Origin of the sequence: Kribbella italica (assembly GCF_014205135.1) — a bacterium.
Taxonomy (GTDB): Bacteria; Actinomycetota; Actinomycetes; order Propionibacteriales; family Kribbellaceae; genus Kribbella; species Kribbella italica.
Map to the genome: position 1 here is coordinate 8613633 of NZ_JACHMY010000001.1, position 19586 is coordinate 8633218.

General features: G+C 70.5%; 15 protein-coding genes. 2 read left to right on the plus strand and 13 right to left on the minus strand.

The window, feature by feature from the left end:
• Positions 1–133: 133 nt before the first annotated feature.
• Together HDA39_RS40465 and HDA39_RS40470 are read right to left on the minus strand one after the other, a co-directional pair.
• Entirely contained in the window at positions 134–988 is an 855-nt protein-coding gene (locus tag HDA39_RS40465; protein ID WP_184804721.1) for an ABC transporter substrate-binding protein, read from the minus strand.
• A 389-nt stretch (positions 989–1377) separates the two neighbouring features.
• Entirely contained in the window at positions 1378–2439 is a 1062-nt protein-coding gene (locus tag HDA39_RS40470) for a LacI family DNA-binding transcriptional regulator (protein WP_184804723.1), read from the minus strand.
• A gap of 125 nt (positions 2440–2564) precedes the next feature.
• On the opposite strand from HDA39_RS40470, the gene HDA39_RS40475 reads away from it, so the two are divergent.
• Entirely contained in the window at positions 2565–4547 is a 1983-nt protein-coding gene (locus HDA39_RS40475; RefSeq protein WP_184804725.1) for an outer membrane protein assembly factor BamB family protein, read from the plus strand.
• Here HDA39_RS40475 and HDA39_RS40480 read toward each other — a convergent pair whose 3' ends face one another.
• The 7 genes from HDA39_RS40480 to HDA39_RS40510 form a co-directional block, all read right to left on the minus strand.
• Positions 4548–5324, minus strand: a complete 777-nt coding sequence (locus HDA39_RS40480; RefSeq protein WP_184804727.1) for an alpha/beta fold hydrolase — start codon at positions 5322–5324, stop codon at positions 4548–4550. It abuts the gene before it with no gap.
• A 54-nt stretch (positions 5325–5378) separates the two neighbouring features.
• Positions 5379–6407: an alpha/beta hydrolase gene (locus HDA39_RS40485; RefSeq protein WP_184804729.1), complete on the minus strand. Its 1029-nt coding sequence runs from the start codon at positions 6405–6407 to the stop codon at positions 5379–5381.
• 37 nt (positions 6408–6444) lie between these two features.
• Entirely contained in the window at positions 6445–8010 is a 1566-nt protein-coding gene (locus HDA39_RS40490) for a DUF4139 domain-containing protein (protein WP_184804731.1), read from the minus strand.
• Positions 8011–8115: 105 nt separating this feature from the next.
• A complete protein-coding gene (locus tag HDA39_RS43585; RefSeq protein ID WP_202893272.1) occupies positions 8116–11460 on the minus strand; it encodes a S8 family serine peptidase in 3345 nt (1114 codons plus the stop codon).
• 261 nt (positions 11461–11721) lie between these two features.
• Positions 11722–12321: a hypothetical protein gene (locus HDA39_RS40500; protein WP_184804733.1), complete on the minus strand. Its 600-nt coding sequence runs from the start codon at positions 12319–12321 to the stop codon at positions 11722–11724.
• Between the two features lie 50 nt (positions 12322–12371).
• The gene (locus HDA39_RS40505) at positions 12372–13364 is read right to left on the minus strand and encodes a YhjD/YihY/BrkB family envelope integrity protein (RefSeq protein ID WP_184804735.1); all 993 of its coding nucleotides are present in this window, start codon (positions 13362–13364) and stop codon (positions 12372–12374) included.
• A gap of 57 nt (positions 13365–13421) precedes the next feature.
• The gene (locus tag HDA39_RS40510; protein WP_202893273.1) at positions 13422–13739 is read right to left on the minus strand and encodes a hypothetical protein; all 318 of its coding nucleotides are present in this window, start codon (positions 13737–13739) and stop codon (positions 13422–13424) included.
• A 78-nt stretch (positions 13740–13817) separates the two neighbouring features.
• Between HDA39_RS40510 and HDA39_RS40515 the strand changes: the two genes are divergently transcribed.
• Positions 13818–14288 (plus strand): ribonuclease H family protein, encoded by a 471-nt coding sequence (locus tag HDA39_RS40515; protein ID WP_238356277.1) that lies wholly within the window; start codon positions 13818–13820, stop codon positions 14286–14288.
• Here HDA39_RS40515 and HDA39_RS44020 read toward each other — a convergent pair.
• The 4 genes from HDA39_RS44020 to groL form a co-directional block, all read right to left on the minus strand.
• The gene (locus HDA39_RS44020; RefSeq protein WP_202893274.1) at positions 14285–16132 is read right to left on the minus strand and encodes a response regulator; all 1848 of its coding nucleotides are present in this window, start codon (positions 16130–16132) and stop codon (positions 14285–14287) included. The two genes, HDA39_RS40515 and HDA39_RS44020, sit on opposite strands and share 4 nt — an antisense overlap.
• 12 nt (positions 16133–16144) lie before the next feature.
• Entirely contained in the window at positions 16145–16876 is a 732-nt protein-coding gene (locus HDA39_RS40530) for an ABC transporter permease (RefSeq protein ID WP_184804742.1), read from the minus strand.
• Positions 16873–17769 carry an ABC transporter ATP-binding protein gene (locus tag HDA39_RS40535; protein WP_184804745.1) on the minus strand — a complete coding sequence of 299 codons (897 nt, stop codon included), beginning with the start codon at positions 17767–17769 and terminating at the stop codon, positions 16873–16875. Before HDA39_RS40535 ends, HDA39_RS40530 begins: the two co-directional genes overlap by 4 nt.
• A gap of 79 nt (positions 17770–17848) precedes the next feature.
• Complete coding sequence (gene groL / locus HDA39_RS40540) at positions 17849–19540, minus strand: chaperonin GroEL (RefSeq protein ID WP_184804747.1); 1692 nt, start codon at positions 19538–19540, stop codon at positions 17849–17851.
• Positions 19541–19586: the final 46 nt, after the last annotated feature.

Consider the following 19586-nt stretch of genomic DNA (forward strand, 5'->3'; position numbering starts at 1 on the left):
CCAGGATTCCCAACGCCACGCGAGACCGATCCACCACGCCTCCCGCATCCGCTCTCACCAGAACCTGGAGCGTAGCCGTCGAAGGCGGTCACCGGGCGGCGTGCGGAGGAGCGGCCGGTTGAGGTCGTCGCGGCTAGCCGGTCTGCTGCTGGGCGATCGCGGCCGCCAGCGTGTCGGCGGAGGCTGCCGCGGCTTCGAAGGTGAGTGGAGGCTCCGGATTCCAGGCGAGCACGTGGCCGGCGGCAACGGCCGGGAGCTCGGACCAGGCAGGGATCTCCGCGAGCTGCTCCGCGCCGAGCGAGTTGGGCCGCTGGTCGTACAGGTAGATGCCGGCCGGATGACTGCTGCCCAGGTCGGTCCACTGCACGACCTCCCACCCGCCCTTCGCGCTGGTCGGCGCGAACGTGACCCCTGCATCGGCCAGCAGCCGAAGAGTCGGCCAGTACGCCGGATTGGCGACGTACGCGTCGGTCGGCGTACCGCCGGAGAACGCGAGCACCTGTACGCCGTCCGCCGCGCTGGTGAGTCGGGCGAGGGCGTCGGACAGTTGCTGCTCGCTGTCCTCGGCCGTCCCGCCGAGCGCCTCGGCCAACGCGTGGAAGCGCCCGATGACGTCCTTGAGGTCCGGCTCCCCGGCGATCCGGATCAGCAGGATCGGTGCGATCTCGGCGAGCTTGCCGGCCACCGCCTCGGAGACGCCGTACACCTCACCCGCGTAGGTCACGCCGACCACGAGATCGGGCTGCAACGAGTCGACCAGCTCCTGGTCGACGGCGTCCCCGGCCCCGACGCTCGGCACATCCAGCCCGGCCACCGCGGCCGTCCCGCTGTCCGCCTGATGCTGCGACCCGAAGTACCCGACCACCGGAACCCCGAGCCGCGCCAACGTCTGCGCGGCCTGCCCGTAAGCCAGCACCCGCCGCGGCCGCTCGGCGACCTCGACGCTCTCCCCACGATCATCCTCGAACGACCAGCCACCGGACGCCATACCGTCACCCTCCTACCCAGGAGGCCGCCCGAACCCGACAGCCCCAGCCGATGAAGTCCGCCACCATCATCGCCGCCCCACCACCCCGGGAAACCTCGATCCCAGCAGACGGATCCGCCCGAACCGCATTCCCGACAACGAGGAGATGAGCATCACGAAGGCCGATGCCGACCAGCCTCGCGAGCCCGGCCCGCCCCGGGCGTAGCAGCAGGTGGTGCGGCGGGTCGTCCGGCGCGGTCTGGCCGGGGGCGGGGCGACCCGGCCCCCGGCCCGCCCGCCAGGCGCGCCCCCGACGCGGTGTGATGCGGTATAGCACTCAGGCCAGGGAGGCCGTCTCCCAGCCTGGCCCAACCCCAGGCCCGGGCGGCCGGGCGCACGGACGTGTGCTCTCAGGTGCGTGTGGCGCCGCAGCTGTTGCGGATGCGGAGGTGGGGGCGTAGGAGCAGGTGGTGGGGTGGGCGGGACGGATCGGTCAGGCGCTGGACGAGGAGGTTGACCGCGGTTGCGCCGACCTCGGTTCGAGGGGGTGCTACTGCGGTCAGCGGGGGGTCGGACAGGGCGGCGAGTTCGTCGTCGTAGGCAACGATCGCGAGGTCGCCGGGGATGTCGACGCCGAGCTGCCGTAGGCGGCTCACCAGGGGGAGTGCGGCGACGTCGTGGTGCACGATCAGTGCGTCGAGGGTTCCCGCGCGGACCTCGTGCTGGATGGACTCGGCGGTCTTCTCCAGTTCCAGTGGGCTTTCGTCGCGTAGTTCGCGGGGGACCTGGGGTGCGAACTCCAGCGCCGCCAGCGCGGCGTCGTAGCCGGTGACGAGCCGGGGAGCGGTGATGGTGTCGAAGTGCATCAGGCCGATGTGCCGGTGGCCGAGGGCGGCGAGGTGCTGCACCGCGTCGTACGCGCCCTGCTCGTGATCGGTGGCGACGTGCTCGACCGTCCCCGACTGCCAGCCGGCGCGGCGCTCGGCCAGGACGACGGGCACGGGGATCGTGCGGAGCCAGGCCTCGGTCTCGGGTGACTTCTGCGGGTCGAGCCTGGTCGCGATCACCAGTCCGTCGACGCCGGACTCGAGCAGGCGCGCGACCTGGACGCGCTCTTCGGCGACGTCGTTCTGGGAGACACCGAGGACGATCCGCGCGCCGAGCTCGTCGGCACTGCTGCCCGCGCCGCTGACGACCTTGGGGTAGTAGTACGACGCGTGCGGCACGACCATGCCGAGGGTGTAGGTCGTCGTACGAGCGGGACGCTCGCCGGTCGTCGGTGAGGTACGGACGTCGACGCGCGTGGCGCCGCCGTGGACGCGGTTGAGCAGGCCGCGGCGGGCGAGCTCGCGGACATCGACCCGGGCGGTGACGGCGGCGACGCCGAGCTCTTCGGCCAGCTCGCGCACGGTGATCGAGCCCTTGGTGTCGACGAGCTCGAGGACGGCGCGATGCCGTTCGTCCGCATTCATGGACGAAACGATATCATTTGCCGAAGCCTCTCCCAGTGCGGCAGAGCAGCGCGACCTGTTGACACGCATCGAATGACATCAAATGATGTCATTCGATAAGGACGCTGCGCAACAAGGAGAGGCTCATGACGAACCTGCACCGCCGGACACTGCTCCAAGCAGCGGCCGCCGCCGGAATCACCGGCGCACTCGCTCGCCCGGCCGCCGCCGCGACAACGCGTACAACCATCACCGACCTCGGGCCGGCGGTCGTCCAGTTCGCGTTGATGAGCGCGATCGTCGTGGGTGACGTCGTCTACATCGGCACGCGCAACGTCTCGCCCTGTCGCGTCGTGGCCTACCACGTCCCGACCCGCACGGTGATCGGCCGCGCGGACCTGACGACCGGGTACAGCATCCAGGCACTGGCCGCCGATCCCACCGGCCGCTACCTGTACGCCGGAGTCCTGCAGAAGTCCGGCGGCCCCCAGCCGAACCTGCACCGCTGGGACCTCTCCACGCCCGACCAACCGGCCGTCGCGATCGGGCGGATCGGCGATCGGGACGTACGCGACCTGACAGTAGCGCCGGACGGCGTGGTCTTCGCGGTCGGTGGCGGCAGCTCGACGGCGCCGGCCTTGTGGCAGTTCGACCCGGCGACCGGTGCCGTGGCGAACCTCGGCGTACCGGACCCCGCGTCAACACTCGCCCGCGCGGTCGCGGCCACGTCGACGACGGTGTTCTTCGGTGCGGGCAGCACCTTGGGCGGCGGCGGAACGACGAGCCGGGCCAGCCTGTTCGCCTACGACCGCGCCGCCGGGACCTTCGCGAACGTGACCCCACGCGAGATGCTCGTCGACTCGAGCATGCGCGACCTCGCGGTCGTCGGCGACCGCCTGGTGGCCGGTACGGCGGGCGGCCCCGCGCCGGCCAAGATCGCGCTGATGGACCTCGCGGACCTCTCGAAGTACGCGCTGGCCACGCTCGACGGCGAGATCACCAAGATGTACGCCCCCGATGGCGACGCGGTCTACTACTCCGCCGAGTCGGGCCTGGAGTCCGTCTCGCTGTCCACCGCCGCCGTGACCGCGGTCCCGTACGACGGCCCGTCGCTCGGCGAGGTCTGGGGTGTCGGCTTCCGCGCCGGCAAGCTCCTCGTCGTCTCCGGCTACGGCTTCGTCGCCGAGGTCGACCCGGCCACGGGGACGTCCGTCGTCACGGATCTCGTGGCCGCCGGCGCCCAAGCCGATCCCCAGACGGTGATGGGCATCGCCGCCGGCTGCGGCTCCGTGTACGTCGGCGGCAACGGCACGATCGCGCGGCACTCGCTGCGCGGTGGCAAACCGCAGTACCTGAGAGCGCCCGGCGAGGCGAAGGACGCCGAGGTCGTCAACGGCATCCTCTACACGGGTCAGTACAGCTCGCAGGGCATCTGGAAGTACAACCCCGCCGACGGCCGTCCGCCGCGCCAGGCCGTTTCCTTCCCCGGCGGCCAGAACCGCCCGCTCGACACCTGCTGGGACCCGGTAGGCCGGCGCCTGCTGGTCGCCGTACAGTCCGACACCGAAGGCGGCGGAGCCCTCTGGACCTACGATCCGGCGAGGTCGCGCAAGACCGCTTTCGCCAACCCGATCGACGACGTCCAGCTCGTCCGAGCGGTCGCCACCCGCGACGGCATCGCCTACCTGGGCGGCGACAACGCCCAGGCCACCGGCGCCCGCGGCACGGTCGTCGCCTTCGACCCCACCCGGGGCCGGGAACTCTGGCGCGTGGAGTCCGGCCGCCCGTACGGCATCGGATCGCTGGCCGTGCACGGCAAGTACCTGTACGGCATGGCGTTGAAGGGCGGCTTCTTCGTCATCGACCTGACCCGTCGCGAGCTGATCCACACCGCCGACCACCGACCGGTCTGCCCGCAGTGGTCCGCGATGCTCCTCAACCGGGGCCGCATCTACGCCGCCTCCGACACCACGTTGATGCGCTTCGACCCCAGGACCTTCGCCATGACGGTGGTGGCCCCGAACCTCAACGGCGCCTGGTACAGCGGCTGCCACGTCAACCGCGACGAGCAGGGCATCCTCTACACCATGCGCGGCCACAACCTCGTCGCCATCAACGACAAACCCTGATCAGCCCAGCGTCTGCCGAACCACCTCACGCGTCACCGCCAGCACCTCGTCCGGATGCGTGAGGTGAGCCGAGTGCGTCGCCCCGGGCCAGCTCACCAGCTCCGCGCCCAGCGCCTCCGCCAGCCGCTCATGGCTCCGCCGAATCGCCGAGGTCGCCTTCCGGTCGGCCGTGATCACCACAGCCGGCACCTTCGGCAGGTCGGCCGGGTCGAACCCTTCCGACAACGCCCCCAATCCTCGTACTGCCCTTTCCAGCTTCGCGAAATCCAGCTCGGTCGCCCGAAAGGCCTCGGCGCAGTCCGGCCGGAGTTTCGGATCCGCCGCGGTCTTCTCCAACGATCGCCGCATCAGCCCCGCGAGCCCGTCCCGCACGATCGGCACCCGCCCCAAGAACCCGGTCGCCCGGGCCACCAGTTCCACCCGGCGGCTCAGCACCGGATCGATCAACGGCGTCGAGTCCACCAGCACCAAACCCGCCACGTCTTCCGGATGATCCCGCGCAAACAGGGTCGCCACCGCACCCCCGAGACTCTGCCCCACCACAACCACGGGCCCGAACTGCTGGGTCACCCGATGCAGATCCCTCGCCGCTGTCGTGAGGTTGCCTCCAGCAACAGATGACCCGGTCCCCGGCCGGTCGTGCACCACCACTCGGCACCCGGGGTCGTCGAGCAGCCCTTCGACAAGCCCAGGAAAGAACCCCTCCGCGCCCTCGGCTCCACCCGGCAGCACCAGAACTACCGGCCCACTCTCGCCGTACACCTCGGGTTCAGTCATCACCCCACGCTAGGCGCCCGCCCTGCCCCGACCAAGCTCATCCTGCCGGGATCTCTAGGGAGTCAGCTGCTCGCACAGCCAGCGGACGGCCATCGGATAGCGGTACTCGATGCCGCCGTGGGTGCCTTCGAAGAGTTCGAAGTGGAACTGTGGGCCGCCGAGGTCCTGAGCCGCGCGGTGGAAGGCGGTGGCGCCGAGGTCCAGGTGGTACTCGTCTTGTCTCCCGGCATCGATCCAGACCGCGCGGAGGGATCGCAGCGCGTCGGCGTACTGGGGTTGCCTGAGCATCGCGACCGGGTCCATCGCGAGCCAGCGGTCCCAGACCGCCGGGATCACCTCGCCGAGGTCGTCGAAGGGGAGCAGGACGGTGCCGTCCGGTTCGGCCGAGTACGCCGAGGCGTAGCCGTAGATCTCCATCAGGTGGAGGTCCTCGTCCGTCGTCCGGCCCGCGCGCTCCTCGGCGTCGGCGAAGAACTTCGCGTACGAGCCGTCGTACCGGTCGCGCAACTGCTTGGCCCGGACCGGGAACTCGGGCCGGTAGCAGACCTCGAACGCCGCATCCCCGGCATGCGTCGCCAGGGCGCCGAAGACATCGGGCCGCAGCAACGGCGTCACCATCGCGGCGTAGCCGCCGCTCGACTTGCCGGTGATCGCGCGGTGGTCGCGATCGGCGATCGTGCGGTACTTCGCGTCGACCCACGGGACGAGCTCGTCGCACAGGTACGAGTGGTACTGACCGGTGCCCGGCGAGTCCAGGTACTGCGAGCCGCCGTACTTCGTCCACGCGTCGACGAACACCACGATCGCCGGCGGTACGTCGCCGGCCGCGAACAGCGCGTCCAGCAACTCGGGGTACGGCTGCCGGAACGGCGTCCGGTTGAACGACATCCCCAGGTGCCCGGTATACCCCAAGGCCACGTAGATGCTCGGGTATCTCTGCTCACCCGCGTCGTCGTACCCCGGCGGCAGGTACACGAGCACCGGCCGCACGTGCGGATCGCCGAGCGGATTCCCGCGCAGCAACTCACTCTCGAACGACGACTCCTCGAACCGTCCGGCCAGTTCGGCACGCCAGGGCAACATGCAGGCTCCTCCTCGAGAACGATTGCGAACGGCAGGGCTACTCGCGCCAGCCGGTGAGGTCGACGGACTTGGCGGTTTCGACGCGGAAGCCGAGCTGGATCGTGGTCTCGGCGCCCGCGGCGAGGTCGAGCTTCCAGGTGATGACGCCGAGATCGGTGGTTTCGGTGGGGTCGGGACTGGCGGTGGTCGGTTTGACGGCGATCTCGTGGTCGCGGGCGACCGGTAGCTGGTCGAGGACCGTGACGCGGGCGGCGCGGGGCGTGTGGTTCTCGATCGTCGTCGCGTACTCGACCTCGCGCCGGCGCGTCGATCCGAGCGTCGCCTTGCCGGCGGTACGGCGGACCAGCTTGCGCTCGACGCGGATGCGGTCGTCCAGGCCGAGGGCGAGCTCGACGTCCTCGCCGGGGGCCCACAGCGGCAGCGCGGTCGAGCCGACGAAGTCCGCCTCGTGGAAGACGGCGGCCCGCCCGGCGGGCAGCGTGTGCTGCGACGAGTTCACGACCGTGGCGCGCAGGTGGACGTCGGCCGATCGCACCGGCGCGGTGATGTAGTCGAGCTCGGTGTCGAGGTCGACGGACGCGATCGTCGCCCGGTGCGAGGCGCCGTCCGCGGGGACGGCGACCGGTCGCGGCGGCGTGTAGGTCGCCGCGGTGACGCCCTGCTCGACGGTCGCACCGAGATCGGCGAAGGCAGGAGCCGCGGACACGGCTTCGGCGGCACCGAACGACGCCTGCCGCGCCGCCGCCTGACGCATACCACCAGCAGGAGCCGCCGCCACAGGGACCGGCGGATGATAGCGATCCAGGTACCAAGGATCGAGCTCGGGCACCTTCGCGCTCACCATCGGCCGCGCCGTCGACAACGTCAGGTCGCACTCGGGCCAGTCCTCACCCGTGTGCTGGGTGATCAGCCCGAACCAGCTCAACGTCAACCGGTCACCTGACAGCCGTACGTCGTACGAACTCGTCCATCCGGCACCCGGGACGACGTACGAAAGCTCCACCTCGACCTCCGCCTCGGCGTCCAGCGCCAACGCGATCGCGGCCGCGAGGCGGTCGGGCGCGCGTTGCTCCGAGACCGCGGCGAGCCGACGATCGGCCGCCGCGAGGCGCTCCTCGGCCTCGCGCCTCTCCGTGGCCAACTGCCGCCGCCGAGACCGCACGGCGGACAGCCGCCCGGCCAGCGACTCGGTGAACTCGCCCAGGTCGACGCCCGAGTGACCGCCGGCCAGCGTCCGCGCGAACGAGCCCCCGGCCCGCCGCCCCAACTGCGCCAGGAACACGTCGAGCTGCGCCTGCACCTCGTCGGCGTCGGCCAGCTCCTCCACGAGAGCCAGAGCCTCGCGGCGCGCACGTTCCAATTCCGCGATGGCTTCGTCGGGCGCCTGCGGATGATGCCGCACTGCCACGTCCACGCCGAGCACTGTCGCCGGCCCGCGCCCGGAGACCCGGACGGAGTCCTCCTGCAGACCGAGCGGCAACGACTCGACGTACACCGTCTGGTCACCGGCGGGCGCGGTGATCCGGCCGCGCCGGGTGACCCGGGCGCGGTCGGGATACACGACGACGGCCACGATCGGGGCGTCCACCACGAGTTCGCTCATGTCCCCGACAGTAGCCGCCGGACGGGCTTGTCTGCCGAGCGTCGTCCACAGGCCACGAACAACCGGGCCGGACCCCGTGAGGGATCCGGCCCGGCCGCAGCGTTGCTAGTTGACGACGATCTTGTCGACCTCGATCGTGAGGCCCTTGACGAGTGGCGTCGAGGTCCCGGTCGTCACCGACCCGGTGCCCTTCTGCACACCCTTGACGTTCATCGAGTACGTCATCGAACCGCCCGGCGCACCCGGCGTCGAGGTGACCCGGTAGTCCTCCGTCGGCGGACCGGTGATCTGGCTGCCGGCGGTCCCGTCGAAGTTCTCGGCGCCGACGGTCAGGCCGTAGCCGGCCGGTGGGTCACCGAGCTGACCGTTGTAGTTGTAGGTGATGTCCTCGGTGCCGTTGACACCGATCCACTGCTGGAACACCTTCTGGGTCGTGGTGCCGAACAGGTTCACCCGCCACTCCACGACGATCCACGTGCCCACCCCGTCGGTCAGAGTGGCCGCGAAGACGCCCGGAGCACCGGTCCCGTCCAGGTCGGTCCAGTACGACGCCAGCACGTTGTTCGGACGCGCCGGATCGGGCAGGTTCTGCGGGGTGAACTGGATGTCCTCGCTGGACGACGTCCCACCGGCGACCGAGTACCCGTTCGAGGTCACACCGAGCTGGGTGTAGGTCTGCCCGGCGAACTGGAAGGCCGGAACGTTGAAGTTCAGCGCCTGTTCGTCCCCGATCGGGGTCGGGGTGGTGAACGAGTCGAGCGGGATGTACCCGAACAACGATCCCGGTGCGATCACCGGCCGGTCGGGCTGGCGCCCGGCAAGCGTCGCGGTCTTGGTCGCGATCTGGGTGCCGATCTTGGTCGCGCCGGTGACGCTGTTCAGCCGCAGTTGCGAGCTCAGGGTGCTGGCGGCCGTCACCGACGTGCTCTGCAGGCTGTTGTTCTGCACGGTGACGGTGCAGGTCGACGCGCCGGTGTTGCGCGCGATCGTCGACGGCGTACAGGTCTGGTCGACCGGTACGACGCCTTCCTGGCGGAAGAACGCGACCGGCAGGTGCAGGGCCCGGCTGCCGCCGACCTGCTTGAGGTTGACCTGGCCGAAGTACTGGCCGTCGGGCAGGTCGGCCGCGGTGATGGCGATCGTCAGCTTCTGCGACTTGCCGGGCTTGACCTGGAACACCGGCGGCAGCACGGTGACGTTCGCACCGCTGACCGTCGTCCCGACGGCGGTGAAGGTGAGCGTCTGGTTGGTGACGTTCTTGACCGTCCGCTCGGCGGTGATCAGGCCGGGCATCGTCGGCGCGTTCACCGACGGCAGGTTGAGGTCGATCCGGTTCAGCGCGTCGGTCGCCGAGGCCGCGTAGTTGGCCGCGGTCTCGTCGAGCGTCAGACCGGGGTCGCCGGCCTTGGTGAGGTCGATCCGGCCGCTGCCGTAGTCGAACGGATCGGCCTGGGTGACCCGGTCCGGCTTCTTGACCGTGGTCTTGGCGGTCGTGCTGAGGGCGGACTTGATCTGCCCCGCGGTCCACGTCGGGTGCAACGCGGCGACGAGCGCGGCCGCGCCGGCCACGTGCGGCGACGACATCGACGTACCGGCGATCGCTTGGTACAGCTGCCCGGGCGGTCCCTCGGCCGGGGACTCCGGCGTCGGCGTCTGTCCGGCCAGGATGTGCAGGCCGGGCGCGGTGACGTCGGGCTTGAGGAAGTCGCCACCGGGACCACGCGACGAGAACGACGTCATCACATCGCCCTGCCAGGTGGTCTTGTTGCCTTGCGTGAACGTCGCGTTGGTGACCGGGTGCGCGGCGAGGAAGGCCAGCAGCGCGTCGCCGTCGGGCTTCTCGAGCTGAGCGGCCGGCAGCCAGTGGTTGTCGCTGAACACGTCCGACGGTGCGGTGGCGTTGTACATCAGCATGCCGGCCGCGCCGCCCTGCCGGACGTTGAACCCCTTCAGCACGCGGCCCGGTGTGAACTGGCAGACGACGATCTTGTTGACGAAGATCCCCGGCGGCGCCGGCGTCGTACAGGCCGCGTTGTTGTACGGCGGCGCGGACGCGAGCACGACCCGCGTCGGGGTGCTGACGCCACCCGTGATCGAGATGCCCGAGATCGAGGCGGTCGCGCCGTCGCCGGTCAGCGTGATCGCCGACCGGAAGGTCCGGCTCTGCGTCGACGCCGCGACGGTGGTGACCCACGGGCTGCGGTGGTCGGTGGTGTTCGCGCCCGGACCCGAGTTGCCGGCCGAGGCCGCGACGAACACGCCCGCGGCGTACGCGTCCAGGAACGCGAGCTCGACCGGGTCGCTGTACGGGTCGCTGCCGCCGGAGATCGAGAAGTTGATCACCTTGACGCCGTCCAGGATCGCCCGCCCGACGGCCGCGGCCGAGTCGCTCGGGAAGCAGCCCTCGGCGCCGCAGACCTTGTAGACCGACACCGCCGAGGCCGGAGCGATGCCGAGGACCGCGCCGCGGTCGATGCCGAGCACGTTGGCGTTCGCGACCGGGCCGCCGGCCGACGTCGTGGCCGTGTGCGTCCCGTGACCGTTGGAGTCACGCGCGGAGTCGGGGTAGACGTCGCCACCGATCACCGCGTTGTAGGTGTCGAGGAACGGCTGCCCACCGATCAGCTTGCGGTTGCAGGTGTACACGTCGGACGCGGGCGTCAGCGGGTTGTCGCCGAAGTCGCACACGCGTGGTGTGCCGTCGACGGTCGCCGGTGGTGCCGGCAGGGTGCCGGGGTCGGTGAACGACGGGTGCTCGGGCCAGGCGCCGCTGTCCAGGATGCCGACGATCACGCCCTTGCCCGCAGTGGCGGAGCCGCCGAGCTGGTTGTAGATCGTCGGGGCGCCGATGAAGGCGCCGCTGGAGTCGGTGAGCAGCTTCTGCGGGTTGTCCTGCTGGATCGCGGCCACGCCGGGCAGCTTCAGCAGGTCGCGGGCCTTGTTCGCCTCGACGCTCAGCGCGACACCGCCGTACACGGTGCGCAGTTTCTGTCCCGCCCGCGCGCTCGGGACCCGGTCGCGCAACGCGGCGAGGAAGGTGTCCTCGACCGCGGTCACGTGCTTCAGGTACTTGGCCGAGTTCGCGCTCTTGGGCTCGAGTCGCTTGCCGGTGACCGCGGGGCTGGTGCCCGGCAGACCCTTGAGTCCACCGCGGTACGACGACAGCGAGTCGTAGTCGAGTTTGACGACGACCCGGACCTGCTTGGCCGACGTGCTGGTGAGCAGTGCCGGGTCGCTCTTGGCGAGCTGACCGCTCGGCGATTTCGCGCCCTGGACCGTGCCGGCGACCGTCAGTGGCGTCGCGGTCCAGGTCTTGCCGTTGGGGACGATGGGGGAGGGGTCGGCGACCTCCGCGCCCAGGGCGGGCAGCGTGGCGGCGACCAGCAGGCCGGCGGACAGACCGGCGATGGCAGTACCTCGGGTCGTGCGGGTCCGGGCTCTGGACCTCATGTGGGCCTCCTGTGAAGGCAGACGACGCCATCACCGAGGAAGGGCAGACAGGACAGACCAAGGCAACGCCGCGACGGCGCTGCTTCCCCCAAGGTCTGTGACCGAACCCCCCCGGGTTCCGGCGTACCGGCAGACACCCCCGCGGCACCCGCCTGAGGTGAGGCTAAGCCCACAACCTCACCCTCGGCCAGACCTCCGGCCGAACGGAAACTGACTCAAGCGTTTGCCGTCGACAACCTCTGCCCACGTCGTTCGCGCAGCTCAGTCGCAGGTGTCGCAGATCCCGTTGGCCGGCGTCTGCAGGTTGCACTTCGGGCACTTGTTGATCGGCCGCTCGGCGATCGCGGCCTTCCGCGCCCGGCCGCGCGCCGCGCTGAGCTTCGACGGGATGACCGGGCTGCCACCGTCGGACGGCAGACCGGCCGACTCGAAGTGACGGTAGACGTTGAGCCGCTCGTGCGAGGCGTGCACGTCGGCGTCCGCGGGAGTGGTCCCGGTCGCGGCGCCCACGATCGCGGCGTACCCGTCGAACACGCTCTCGTCGGTGTTCACGCACAGGGCCGACAGCATCGGCTCACCGCGGCGCAGGCTCTCGGCCGACACCTCGGCCAGCACGCCGCCCATCCACTGCCGGGTCGGCTGCTTGGTCCGGATCCCCGTCAGTTCCTGGACGCCGGCCGCGACGTCCTTGTGCTGGACCAGGCCCTGGTACTTCTTGGCGGCCCCCAGCAACAGCTCCCGGGCAGCGCCCGCCCACTCGGTGCGCGCCACGGCGATCCCGACATCGGACACCTCCCGCCACGCGCGGTCCTCGCCATCGGTCAGTTCGTGATCGGGTGCGGCAACATCAAAACTGGACACCCGGCAGACCCTAACCGCCGGACCACCCGCCCACGAAACCCGCCGCCTGATCAGGAGTCGCGGTCCGTGGGTTCGTGCGGCCCGAAGGTGACCTCGATCGTCTCGGCGGCCTTGTGCCGCTGCGCCTGGGCGTACATCGCGTACGCGCGGTGGTCGGCCGGCGTCAGGTCCGCGGTCGAGTCGTTGAACAGGGCCAGCAACGAGCGCGGGTAGAGCCGGTGCTCGATCACCGAGTTCAGCTCGGCGCCGATCACGGCGATCGTCGACGCGGCGTAGATGAGCCCGATCAGGCCCAGCGTCAGCGCGAACACGCCGTTCACCTCACTCGCCTTGGCCAGCACGTGCTCGACGTAGATCCCACCCAGCCGCTCGAGCAGGTGCCAGCCGACCGCGGTGAAGAAGGCTCCCGGCAGAATCCTCCGGAACTGCGGCCGGGCCTTGGTCGCCGGCCGCAGGCACAGTGTCAGCATCGCGGTCAGCACCAGCACCGAGCCGATCGACACCAGCCAGCCCATCCCGTTGACGATCTCGCTGGACATCTGACTGCCGGCCAGGACCGTCAACGTGGCGAAGCTGAGCACGGTCAGTCCCGCCAGCGACAACAGCGCCCCGGACCGCAGCCGTCCGTGGAAGGGATTGGGCCGGCCGTTCCGGGGGACTCCCCAGGTCACGTTGACCGCGTTCTGCACGGCCTGCCCCAGCCCGATCACGCCGTACACGGCGGCCAGCGTTCCGACGATCACCGCCGCCGTACTGCCCTGCAAGCCCTGTGGCGTCGCCAGCTGGGTCCCCACGATCGGGAACTCCTTGAGCGCCGACTCCAGCACGGCCTTCTGCAGGTCCTCGTTCCCCTGCAGGACGAACCCGAGCACCGACGAGGAGATCAGCAGCATCGGGAAGATCGCCGCGAACGCGTAGTACGTGACGATGACGGCGAGGTAGCTGCCCTGGTCGTCGAAGAACTTGTAGATCACAGCCAGCGGAAACCCCAGCCGGCGCCGCCGCCGCTGCGCAGCGTCCAACCGCTGCCCGAAGGTGCTCACGCCCCTACCGTACGGTCCGCACCTCGCGATCCCCCGCACGCCGTCCGGCGTGCGGCGTCACCAGGACCAGCCGCGGGAGGCCAGCTCCTGCTCCACGCGCCAGCGGTTGTTCTCGCAGCGCTCCAGCTCCGCCTTCTCCGGTACGCCGGCCAACCGGCACGCCTCGTCGAGCAGGGCGTCGTACGCCGCCTCGACCGCCATCAGCCGGTGCGCCCGCGCGTAGATCCGCGGCGCGGTCTCGATCCGCTGGATCTCGGCGGCGAGATGGCCGAGCCGGGTCTGCAGCCGCAGCGTCTCGAACGGATCAGCGGCCACGGCGGGGTGCCGGCGGAACCGTCCCGCCAGCTGACTCAGCGATGTCCGAAGCGACTCCATCGCGCTCACTCCCTCCCCCCGACACTACGACGGCCGGGTCACCGAGGGCGAGGCCTTGCGGAGTACTGTTTCGGTCTGATGCCCACAGCTCGCGTACGCCGTCCTCGTCCCGCCGACATGACCGTCCCCGTGGGCGCGCGCAGCGTGTTCACCGACGGTGCCTGCTCGGTCAACCCCGGTCCGGGCGGCTGGGCCTGGGCGCTGTCCAAGACCGAGTACGCCGCGGGCCACGAGGCCGCCTCGACGAACCAGCGGATGGAGATCCGCGCCGCCCTCGAGGCCGCGCGGGCGAACGAGGGTCCGCTGCTGATCGTCTCCGACTCGACGTACGTCGTGAACTGCTTCCGCGACCGCTGGCACACCGGGTGGCTCGAGCGCGGCTGGCTCACCTCGGCCAGGAAGCCGGTCGCCAACCGGGACCTGTGGGAGCCGCTCGTCGAGCTGGTGACCACCCGCGGGGACATCGCGTTCCAGTGGGTCAAGGGCCACTCCGGCCACGAGATGAACGACTTCGTCGACGGGCTCGCCGTCGCCGCCTGCTTCCCTTAGTCCCGGCCGAGAATCCCCTGTTCGTACCCCTTGGCCACGGCCGCGGCCCGGTCGGTCACGCCGAGCTTGGTGAACAGGTGGCTGAGGTGGGTCTTCACCGTCGCCTCGCTGATGAACAGCTCGCGGGCGATCTCCCGGTTGGAGGTGCCCTTGGCAACGAGTGCGAGCACCTCACGTTCCCGGGCGGCGAGCGGGCTGGCCGGCGTACGGACCGCTGAGACGAGGCGGGACGCGACGGCGGGGGAGAGGACCGTACGACCCGCGGCCGCCTCGCGCACCCCGGTGAACAGCTCGGGTCCTGGTGCGTCCTTGAGCAGGTAACCCGTCGCGCCGGCCTCGATCGCCGGCAGCGTGTCGGTGTCGGAGTCCCACGTGGTGAGGACCAGGATCTTCGCGCGGGCGCCGCGGCGGGTCAGCTCGGTGATCGCGTCGAGCCCGCTGCCGCCGGGCATCCGCAGGTCCATCAGGATCACGTCCGGGTCGAGCTCGGTGGCCAGCGCGACCGCCTCGACGCCGTTGGACGCCTCGGCGAGCACGGTGAACCCGGGCACCGACTCGAACAGGCCGCGCAGGCCGTTGCGGACGACCGGGTGGTCGTCGACGAGGAGGAGCGAGATCTCAGCCATGGGGCACCAACGGTACGCGCGCCGACAGCGCCGTACCGGCTCCTGCTTCGGACTCGACGGTGAGCGAACCCGCGATCCGTTCGGCGCGGGCCGCATGCCGTCCAGCCCGAAGCCGCCGGTGCTGCTGCGGCCGGGGCGGGCGAGCGGGTCGAAGCCCTTCCCGTCGTCACGGATGTCCAAGGTGACCTCGTCGTCGATGAAGCTGAGCGTGACCCCGACGCGCTCGGCGGAGGCGTGTTTGGCGACGTTCGCGAGGGCTTCCTGGGTGATCCGGAGGAGGGTCGCCGAGACCTCCGGGTGGAGTTCCTGCGCCGTGCCGGTGAGGGTGAAGTCAGCGCGTACGGCGGTGCGTCCGGCCCACTGGTCGACGGTCTTGCGCATCGCGACCGGGAGGCCGTCGTACGAGAGGTCGACCGGGGCGAGGTTCTGCACCGAGCGCCGCGCCTCGCTGAGGCTGTGCCGGGCCAGCTCGGTCGCGCGGCCGACGCGCTCCTGGACGGCCGGCTCGTCGGAGATGTTCGCGACGACCTGCAGCTGGGCGATGATGCCGGTCAGGCCCTGCGCGATCGTGTCGTGGATCTCCGCGGCCATCCGCCGGCGCTCGTCGGCCACGCCTGCTTCCCTGGCCTGGACCAGGAGCTGGGCCTGCAGCGCGGCGTTCTCGTCCTGGGCCCGCTCGAGCTCGACGATCGTGGCCGCCCGGGTCCGGGACCGCTCCTCCTCCTGCTCGGAGAAGTGGATGACGGTGGTCAGCAGCACGTTGTTGACGAGCAGGAGACCGGCGAACACGACCCACTTCATCGCGTAGCCGACCGGAATCCCACTGGTCTGCGCGGCGGCGACGGGGATCGAGCAGGCGAACAGCGCGAGCCGCTTCGCGCGCCGGCCGGCGAGCTGCTCGTTGGTGTCGAAGTAACCGACGACGGCGTAGAACGCGAAGAAGCCGTTCAGCAGCGTGAGCACGAAACCGATCGCGAGGCGGACGACGTAGTACGCCGCCGAGATGCGATTCGGCCCGGGATTCGTGCGCTCGGTCCGGGTCCACCACACCTCGACCGCGAGCGCCGCGGCGACCAGTACGCCGGCCAGGATCCGGTCGTCCGTGTCCGGCATGATCAGCCCGGTCGTCGCGGCGGCCAGGAGCGTCCCCATGCAGAGCAGCCCGTACGGCAGCCACCGACGGAACACCTCCTGCCGCCGCTCCATGTCCGTGTCCACGGGCCCAGTCTCCTACTCCCACCGGAACCAGCGCGCGGCCATGGCCGTCAGTACGACCGCCCAGCCCGCCAGGACCCCGAGGTGGGACCAGTCCGGCCACTGCCCGGTCGACGCCTGATCGAGCGCACTCGCCGCGGCTCCGAACGGCGTCAGTACGACGATGCGCTCCATCAGCTCCGGCATCGCTCGCACCGGGATCCACAGCCCCGCGCAGAACAGGCTCGGGAAGAACACCACGGACCCGATGGCCCCCGCGATCTTCGCCGTACGGGCGAGAGCGGACACCAGCGCTCCCAGCGCCAGCGCGGCCGCGGCCGTCAGCAGCAACGCTACGACGTACCCGAACGCCTGCCGCGGCAACTGCACGCCGAAGGCAACCTTGCCGATCGTCAGGCACAGCAGCGCCGAGAGGATCGCGGCCGCGCCGTTCAGCCCCATCTGCGCCGTCAGCAACGCGCCCGGCCGCACCGGCGTCACCGACATCCGCCGGAGGATCCCGCGTTCGCGGTAGCCGGTGATCACCGGCGGCATCGTCTGCACGCCCGCCATGATCAGCGCGACCAGAACGAGCACCGGCACGTAGATGTCGATCAGCCGGTACTCGCCGCCGGCGTCACGGAACGACGGGATGGACCCCAGGATCACCAGCAGCAACGGGGGAAAGCCGATCACCCAGAACAAGACCCCGGGCTCCCGCCCGAACAACCGGGCCTCAGCCTTGAACACCGCGGTCGTGGCACTCATTTCCCAGCTCCCGTCAGGTCGAGGAAGGCCTCGTCGAGCGTCGCGTCGGTCACCCGGAGCTGCAGAGCCGTGACCCGCTGCCGGGCCAGCAACGAGAGCAACGCGGTCACGGTCGCATCGGTCCCTCTGAGCGTGATCCGCCCCGCTCGGTCCTCGACCGACACCAGCCCCGGCAACGCCCCCAGCTCCACCGGAACGGACGGCGTGAACGAGATGACCGTGCCGCCCGCCATCCGGCTGATCAACCCCTGCGGCGTGTCCAGCGCGGTGATCCGCCCCTGGTCGATCACCGCGATCCGGTCGCACAACCGCTGCGCTTCCTCCATGAAGTGCGTGACCAGCAGGACCGTCACTCCGCGCGCCCGGACGTCCTCGACGATCTCCCAGGTGTCCCGCCGGGCCCGCGGGTCCAGCCCTGTCGTCAGCTCGTCGAGCACCACCACCCGAGGATCCCCGACGAGCGCCAGCGCGATGAACAATCGTTGCTTCTGGCCCCCACTCAGCACCCCGAACCGCCGATCCAGTTGCCCGATCAGCCCGAGCCGCTCGGCCAGCTGCATCCAGTCGGCCGGCTGCGGATAGAACGCGGCGTACAACTCCAACGCCTCCCGGACAGTGAGCTTGGCCTGCAGCTCACTCTCCTGCAGCTGAGCCCCCAGCACGCGACTCACCGCCGCGTGATCGGCCACCGGATCGAGCCCGGCGACCCGAACCCGCCCGCCGTCCGGAACCCGCAGCCCCTCCACGCACTCCACGGTCGTGGTCTTCCCGGCCCCGTTCGGCCCGAGAATCCCGAAGATCTCCCCTTCCTGCACGGCGAACGAGACCCCGTCCACCACCGCGCGGTCGTCGTACGACTTCCGCAGGTCCTGTACCTCGACCACAGCTGTCATACGACGACCTTCGCGGACGGCACCCTCCGCCCACATCACCCATCGAGCTCGCCACCGATCAACCGATCGGCTGATCCCGTCAGCCGACCGACGGCCCCAGGCCCAGCGACTGCGGCGTACTGGAGTCCGGTGAGGGCTGGTGCAGGCCGTCGTCCAGCGGACCGAACTCAGTCATCAGCGCGGCGCTGCCGCCCCACGGGGTCTGCTCCTCGGCGATCATGGCGTTCGTCGTGAGCAGCAGGCCGGCCACCGACGCGCCGTTCTGGAGGGCCGACCGGGCCACCCGGAGCGGGTCGACGATGCCCATCTCGAGCATGTTCCCGTACCGGCCGTCGAGCGCGTCGAAGCCTTCGTCGGGGCCGAGCTTGTCGATCTGCGCGAGCACCTCGTCGCCGTTGTAGCCGGCGTTCGTGGCGATCAGGTACGCCGGTTCGCGCAGCGCCCGGCGGACGATCTCGACGCCGATTGCGTAGTCGTCCTTCACCTCGAGGTCGTCGAGCGCCGACGCCGCGTGCAGGATCGCGACGCCGCCTCCGGCCACGATCCCCTCGGCCATCGCCGCTCGGGTCGCCGACAGCGCGTCCTCCACCCGGTGCTGCAGTTCCTTCAGCTCGGCCGGGGTCGGTGCGCCGACCGAGATCACCGCGACCTTGCCCGACAGCGCGCCGATCCGCTCGGTCAGCACGTCCTCGTCGACCCCGAAGGTGGCCCGGTCCAGCTCGGCCCGCAGCTGGGCGAGCCGGAACTCGACGTCCTTCTCGTGGCCGGGAGAGGCGACGATCGCGGTCCGCTCGGCGGTGACCCGGACCTGGTCGGCCCGGCCGAGCTTGTCGATCCCCATCGTCTCCAGCGAGAAGCCCGAGTGCCGGCTGAGCACCGCGCCACCGGTGATGGCCGCGATGTCCTCCAGCTTGTGCAGCCGCCGGTCGCCGAACCCCGGCGCCCGGACGCCGACGCACTGGAAGTGCCCGTTGATGTGGTTGTGCACCAGCATGCTGAGCGCGGTGCCCTCGAGGTTCTCGGCGATGATTACCAGCGGCTTCGGGTCGCGCATCACCTTCTCCAGCAGCGGCATCAGCTCCTGCACCTTGGAGATCTTCTCGCTGCAGAGCAGGATGTACGGGTCGTCGACCACGGCCTGCAGACTGCCCGGATCGGTCACCATGTACGGCGACAGGTAGCCGTTGTCGAACTCGAACCCCTCGACGAAGTCGACCCGGATCCCGTGCACCGCCGACTCCTCGACGGTGACGATGCCGCCGTCGCCGACCGCGTGCAGCGCCCGGGCGATCACCGAGCCGACCAGGTTGTCGTCGTTGGCCGAGATCGCCGCCACCCGGGCGAAGTCCTCCTCGGTGGCGACCGGGTACGCCACCTGCCGCAGCCGCTCGACCAGCCGGGCGACCGCGAGGTCGATCCCGCGCTTGACCAGCACCGGGTTGCCACCGGCCCCGATCGCCCGCATGCCCTCGCGGACGATCGCGTGCGCCAGCACGGTCGCGGTGGTGGTGCCGTCGCCGACGATGTCGTTGGTCTTGATCGCGGCTTCCTTGACCAGCTGGGCGCCCATGTTCTCGAACTGGTCCCTGAGATGGATCTCGCGGGCGATGGTGACGCCGTCGTTGGTGACGACGGGGGATCCGGTGATCTTCTCCAGCACGACGTTGCGGCCCTTGGGACCGAGCGTCGAGCTGACCGCCTCCGACAGCTGCTCCACCCCCGCCAGCATCAACTCGCGCGCCTGTGCACCGAAGCGCAGTTCCTTGGCCATCGTTAGCTCCTCAGTACGTGCCCGGTCAGGGCGAACGGTGTGCTGG

Bases quoted from the DNA above. Each gene is read 5' to 3' on its own strand.
- HDA39_RS40530 (WP_184804742.1), bottom strand. From the start codon at position 16,876: ATGAGTGCCACGACCGCGGTGTTCAAGGCTGAGGCCCGGTTGTTCGGG.
- HDA39_RS40475 (WP_184804725.1), top strand. From the start codon at position 2,565: ATGACGAACCTGCACCGCCGGACACTGCTCCAAGCAGCGGCCGCCGCC.
- HDA39_RS43585 (WP_202893272.1), bottom strand. From the start codon at position 11,460: ATGAGGTCCAGAGCCCGGACCCGCACGACCCGAGGTACTGCCATCGCC.
- groL (WP_184804747.1), bottom strand. From the start codon at position 19,540: ATGGCCAAGGAACTGCGCTTCGGTGCACAGGCGCGCGAGTTGATGCTG.
- HDA39_RS40515 (WP_238356277.1), top strand. From the start codon at position 13,818: ATGCCCACAGCTCGCGTACGCCGTCCTCGTCCCGCCGACATGACCGTC.
- HDA39_RS40485 (WP_184804729.1), bottom strand. From the start codon at position 6,407: ATGTTGCCCTGGCGTGCCGAACTGGCCGGACGGTTCGAGGAGTCGTCG.
- HDA39_RS40480 (WP_184804727.1), bottom strand. From the start codon at position 5,324: ATGACTGAACCCGAGGTGTACGGCGAGAGTGGGCCGGTAGTTCTGGTG.
- HDA39_RS40465 (WP_184804721.1), bottom strand. From the start codon at position 988: ATGGCGTCCGGTGGCTGGTCGTTCGAGGATGATCGTGGGGAGAGCGTC.
- HDA39_RS40535 (WP_184804745.1), bottom strand. From the start codon at position 17,769: ATGACAGCTGTGGTCGAGGTACAGGACCTGCGGAAGTCGTACGACGAC.
- HDA39_RS40490 (WP_184804731.1), bottom strand. From the start codon at position 8,010: ATGAGCGAACTCGTGGTGGACGCCCCGATCGTGGCCGTCGTCGTGTAT.
- HDA39_RS40510 (WP_202893273.1), bottom strand. From the start codon at position 13,739: ATGGAGTCGCTTCGGACATCGCTGAGTCAGCTGGCGGGACGGTTCCGC.
- HDA39_RS40470 (WP_184804723.1), bottom strand. From the start codon at position 2,439: ATGAATGCGGACGAACGGCATCGCGCCGTCCTCGAGCTCGTCGACACC.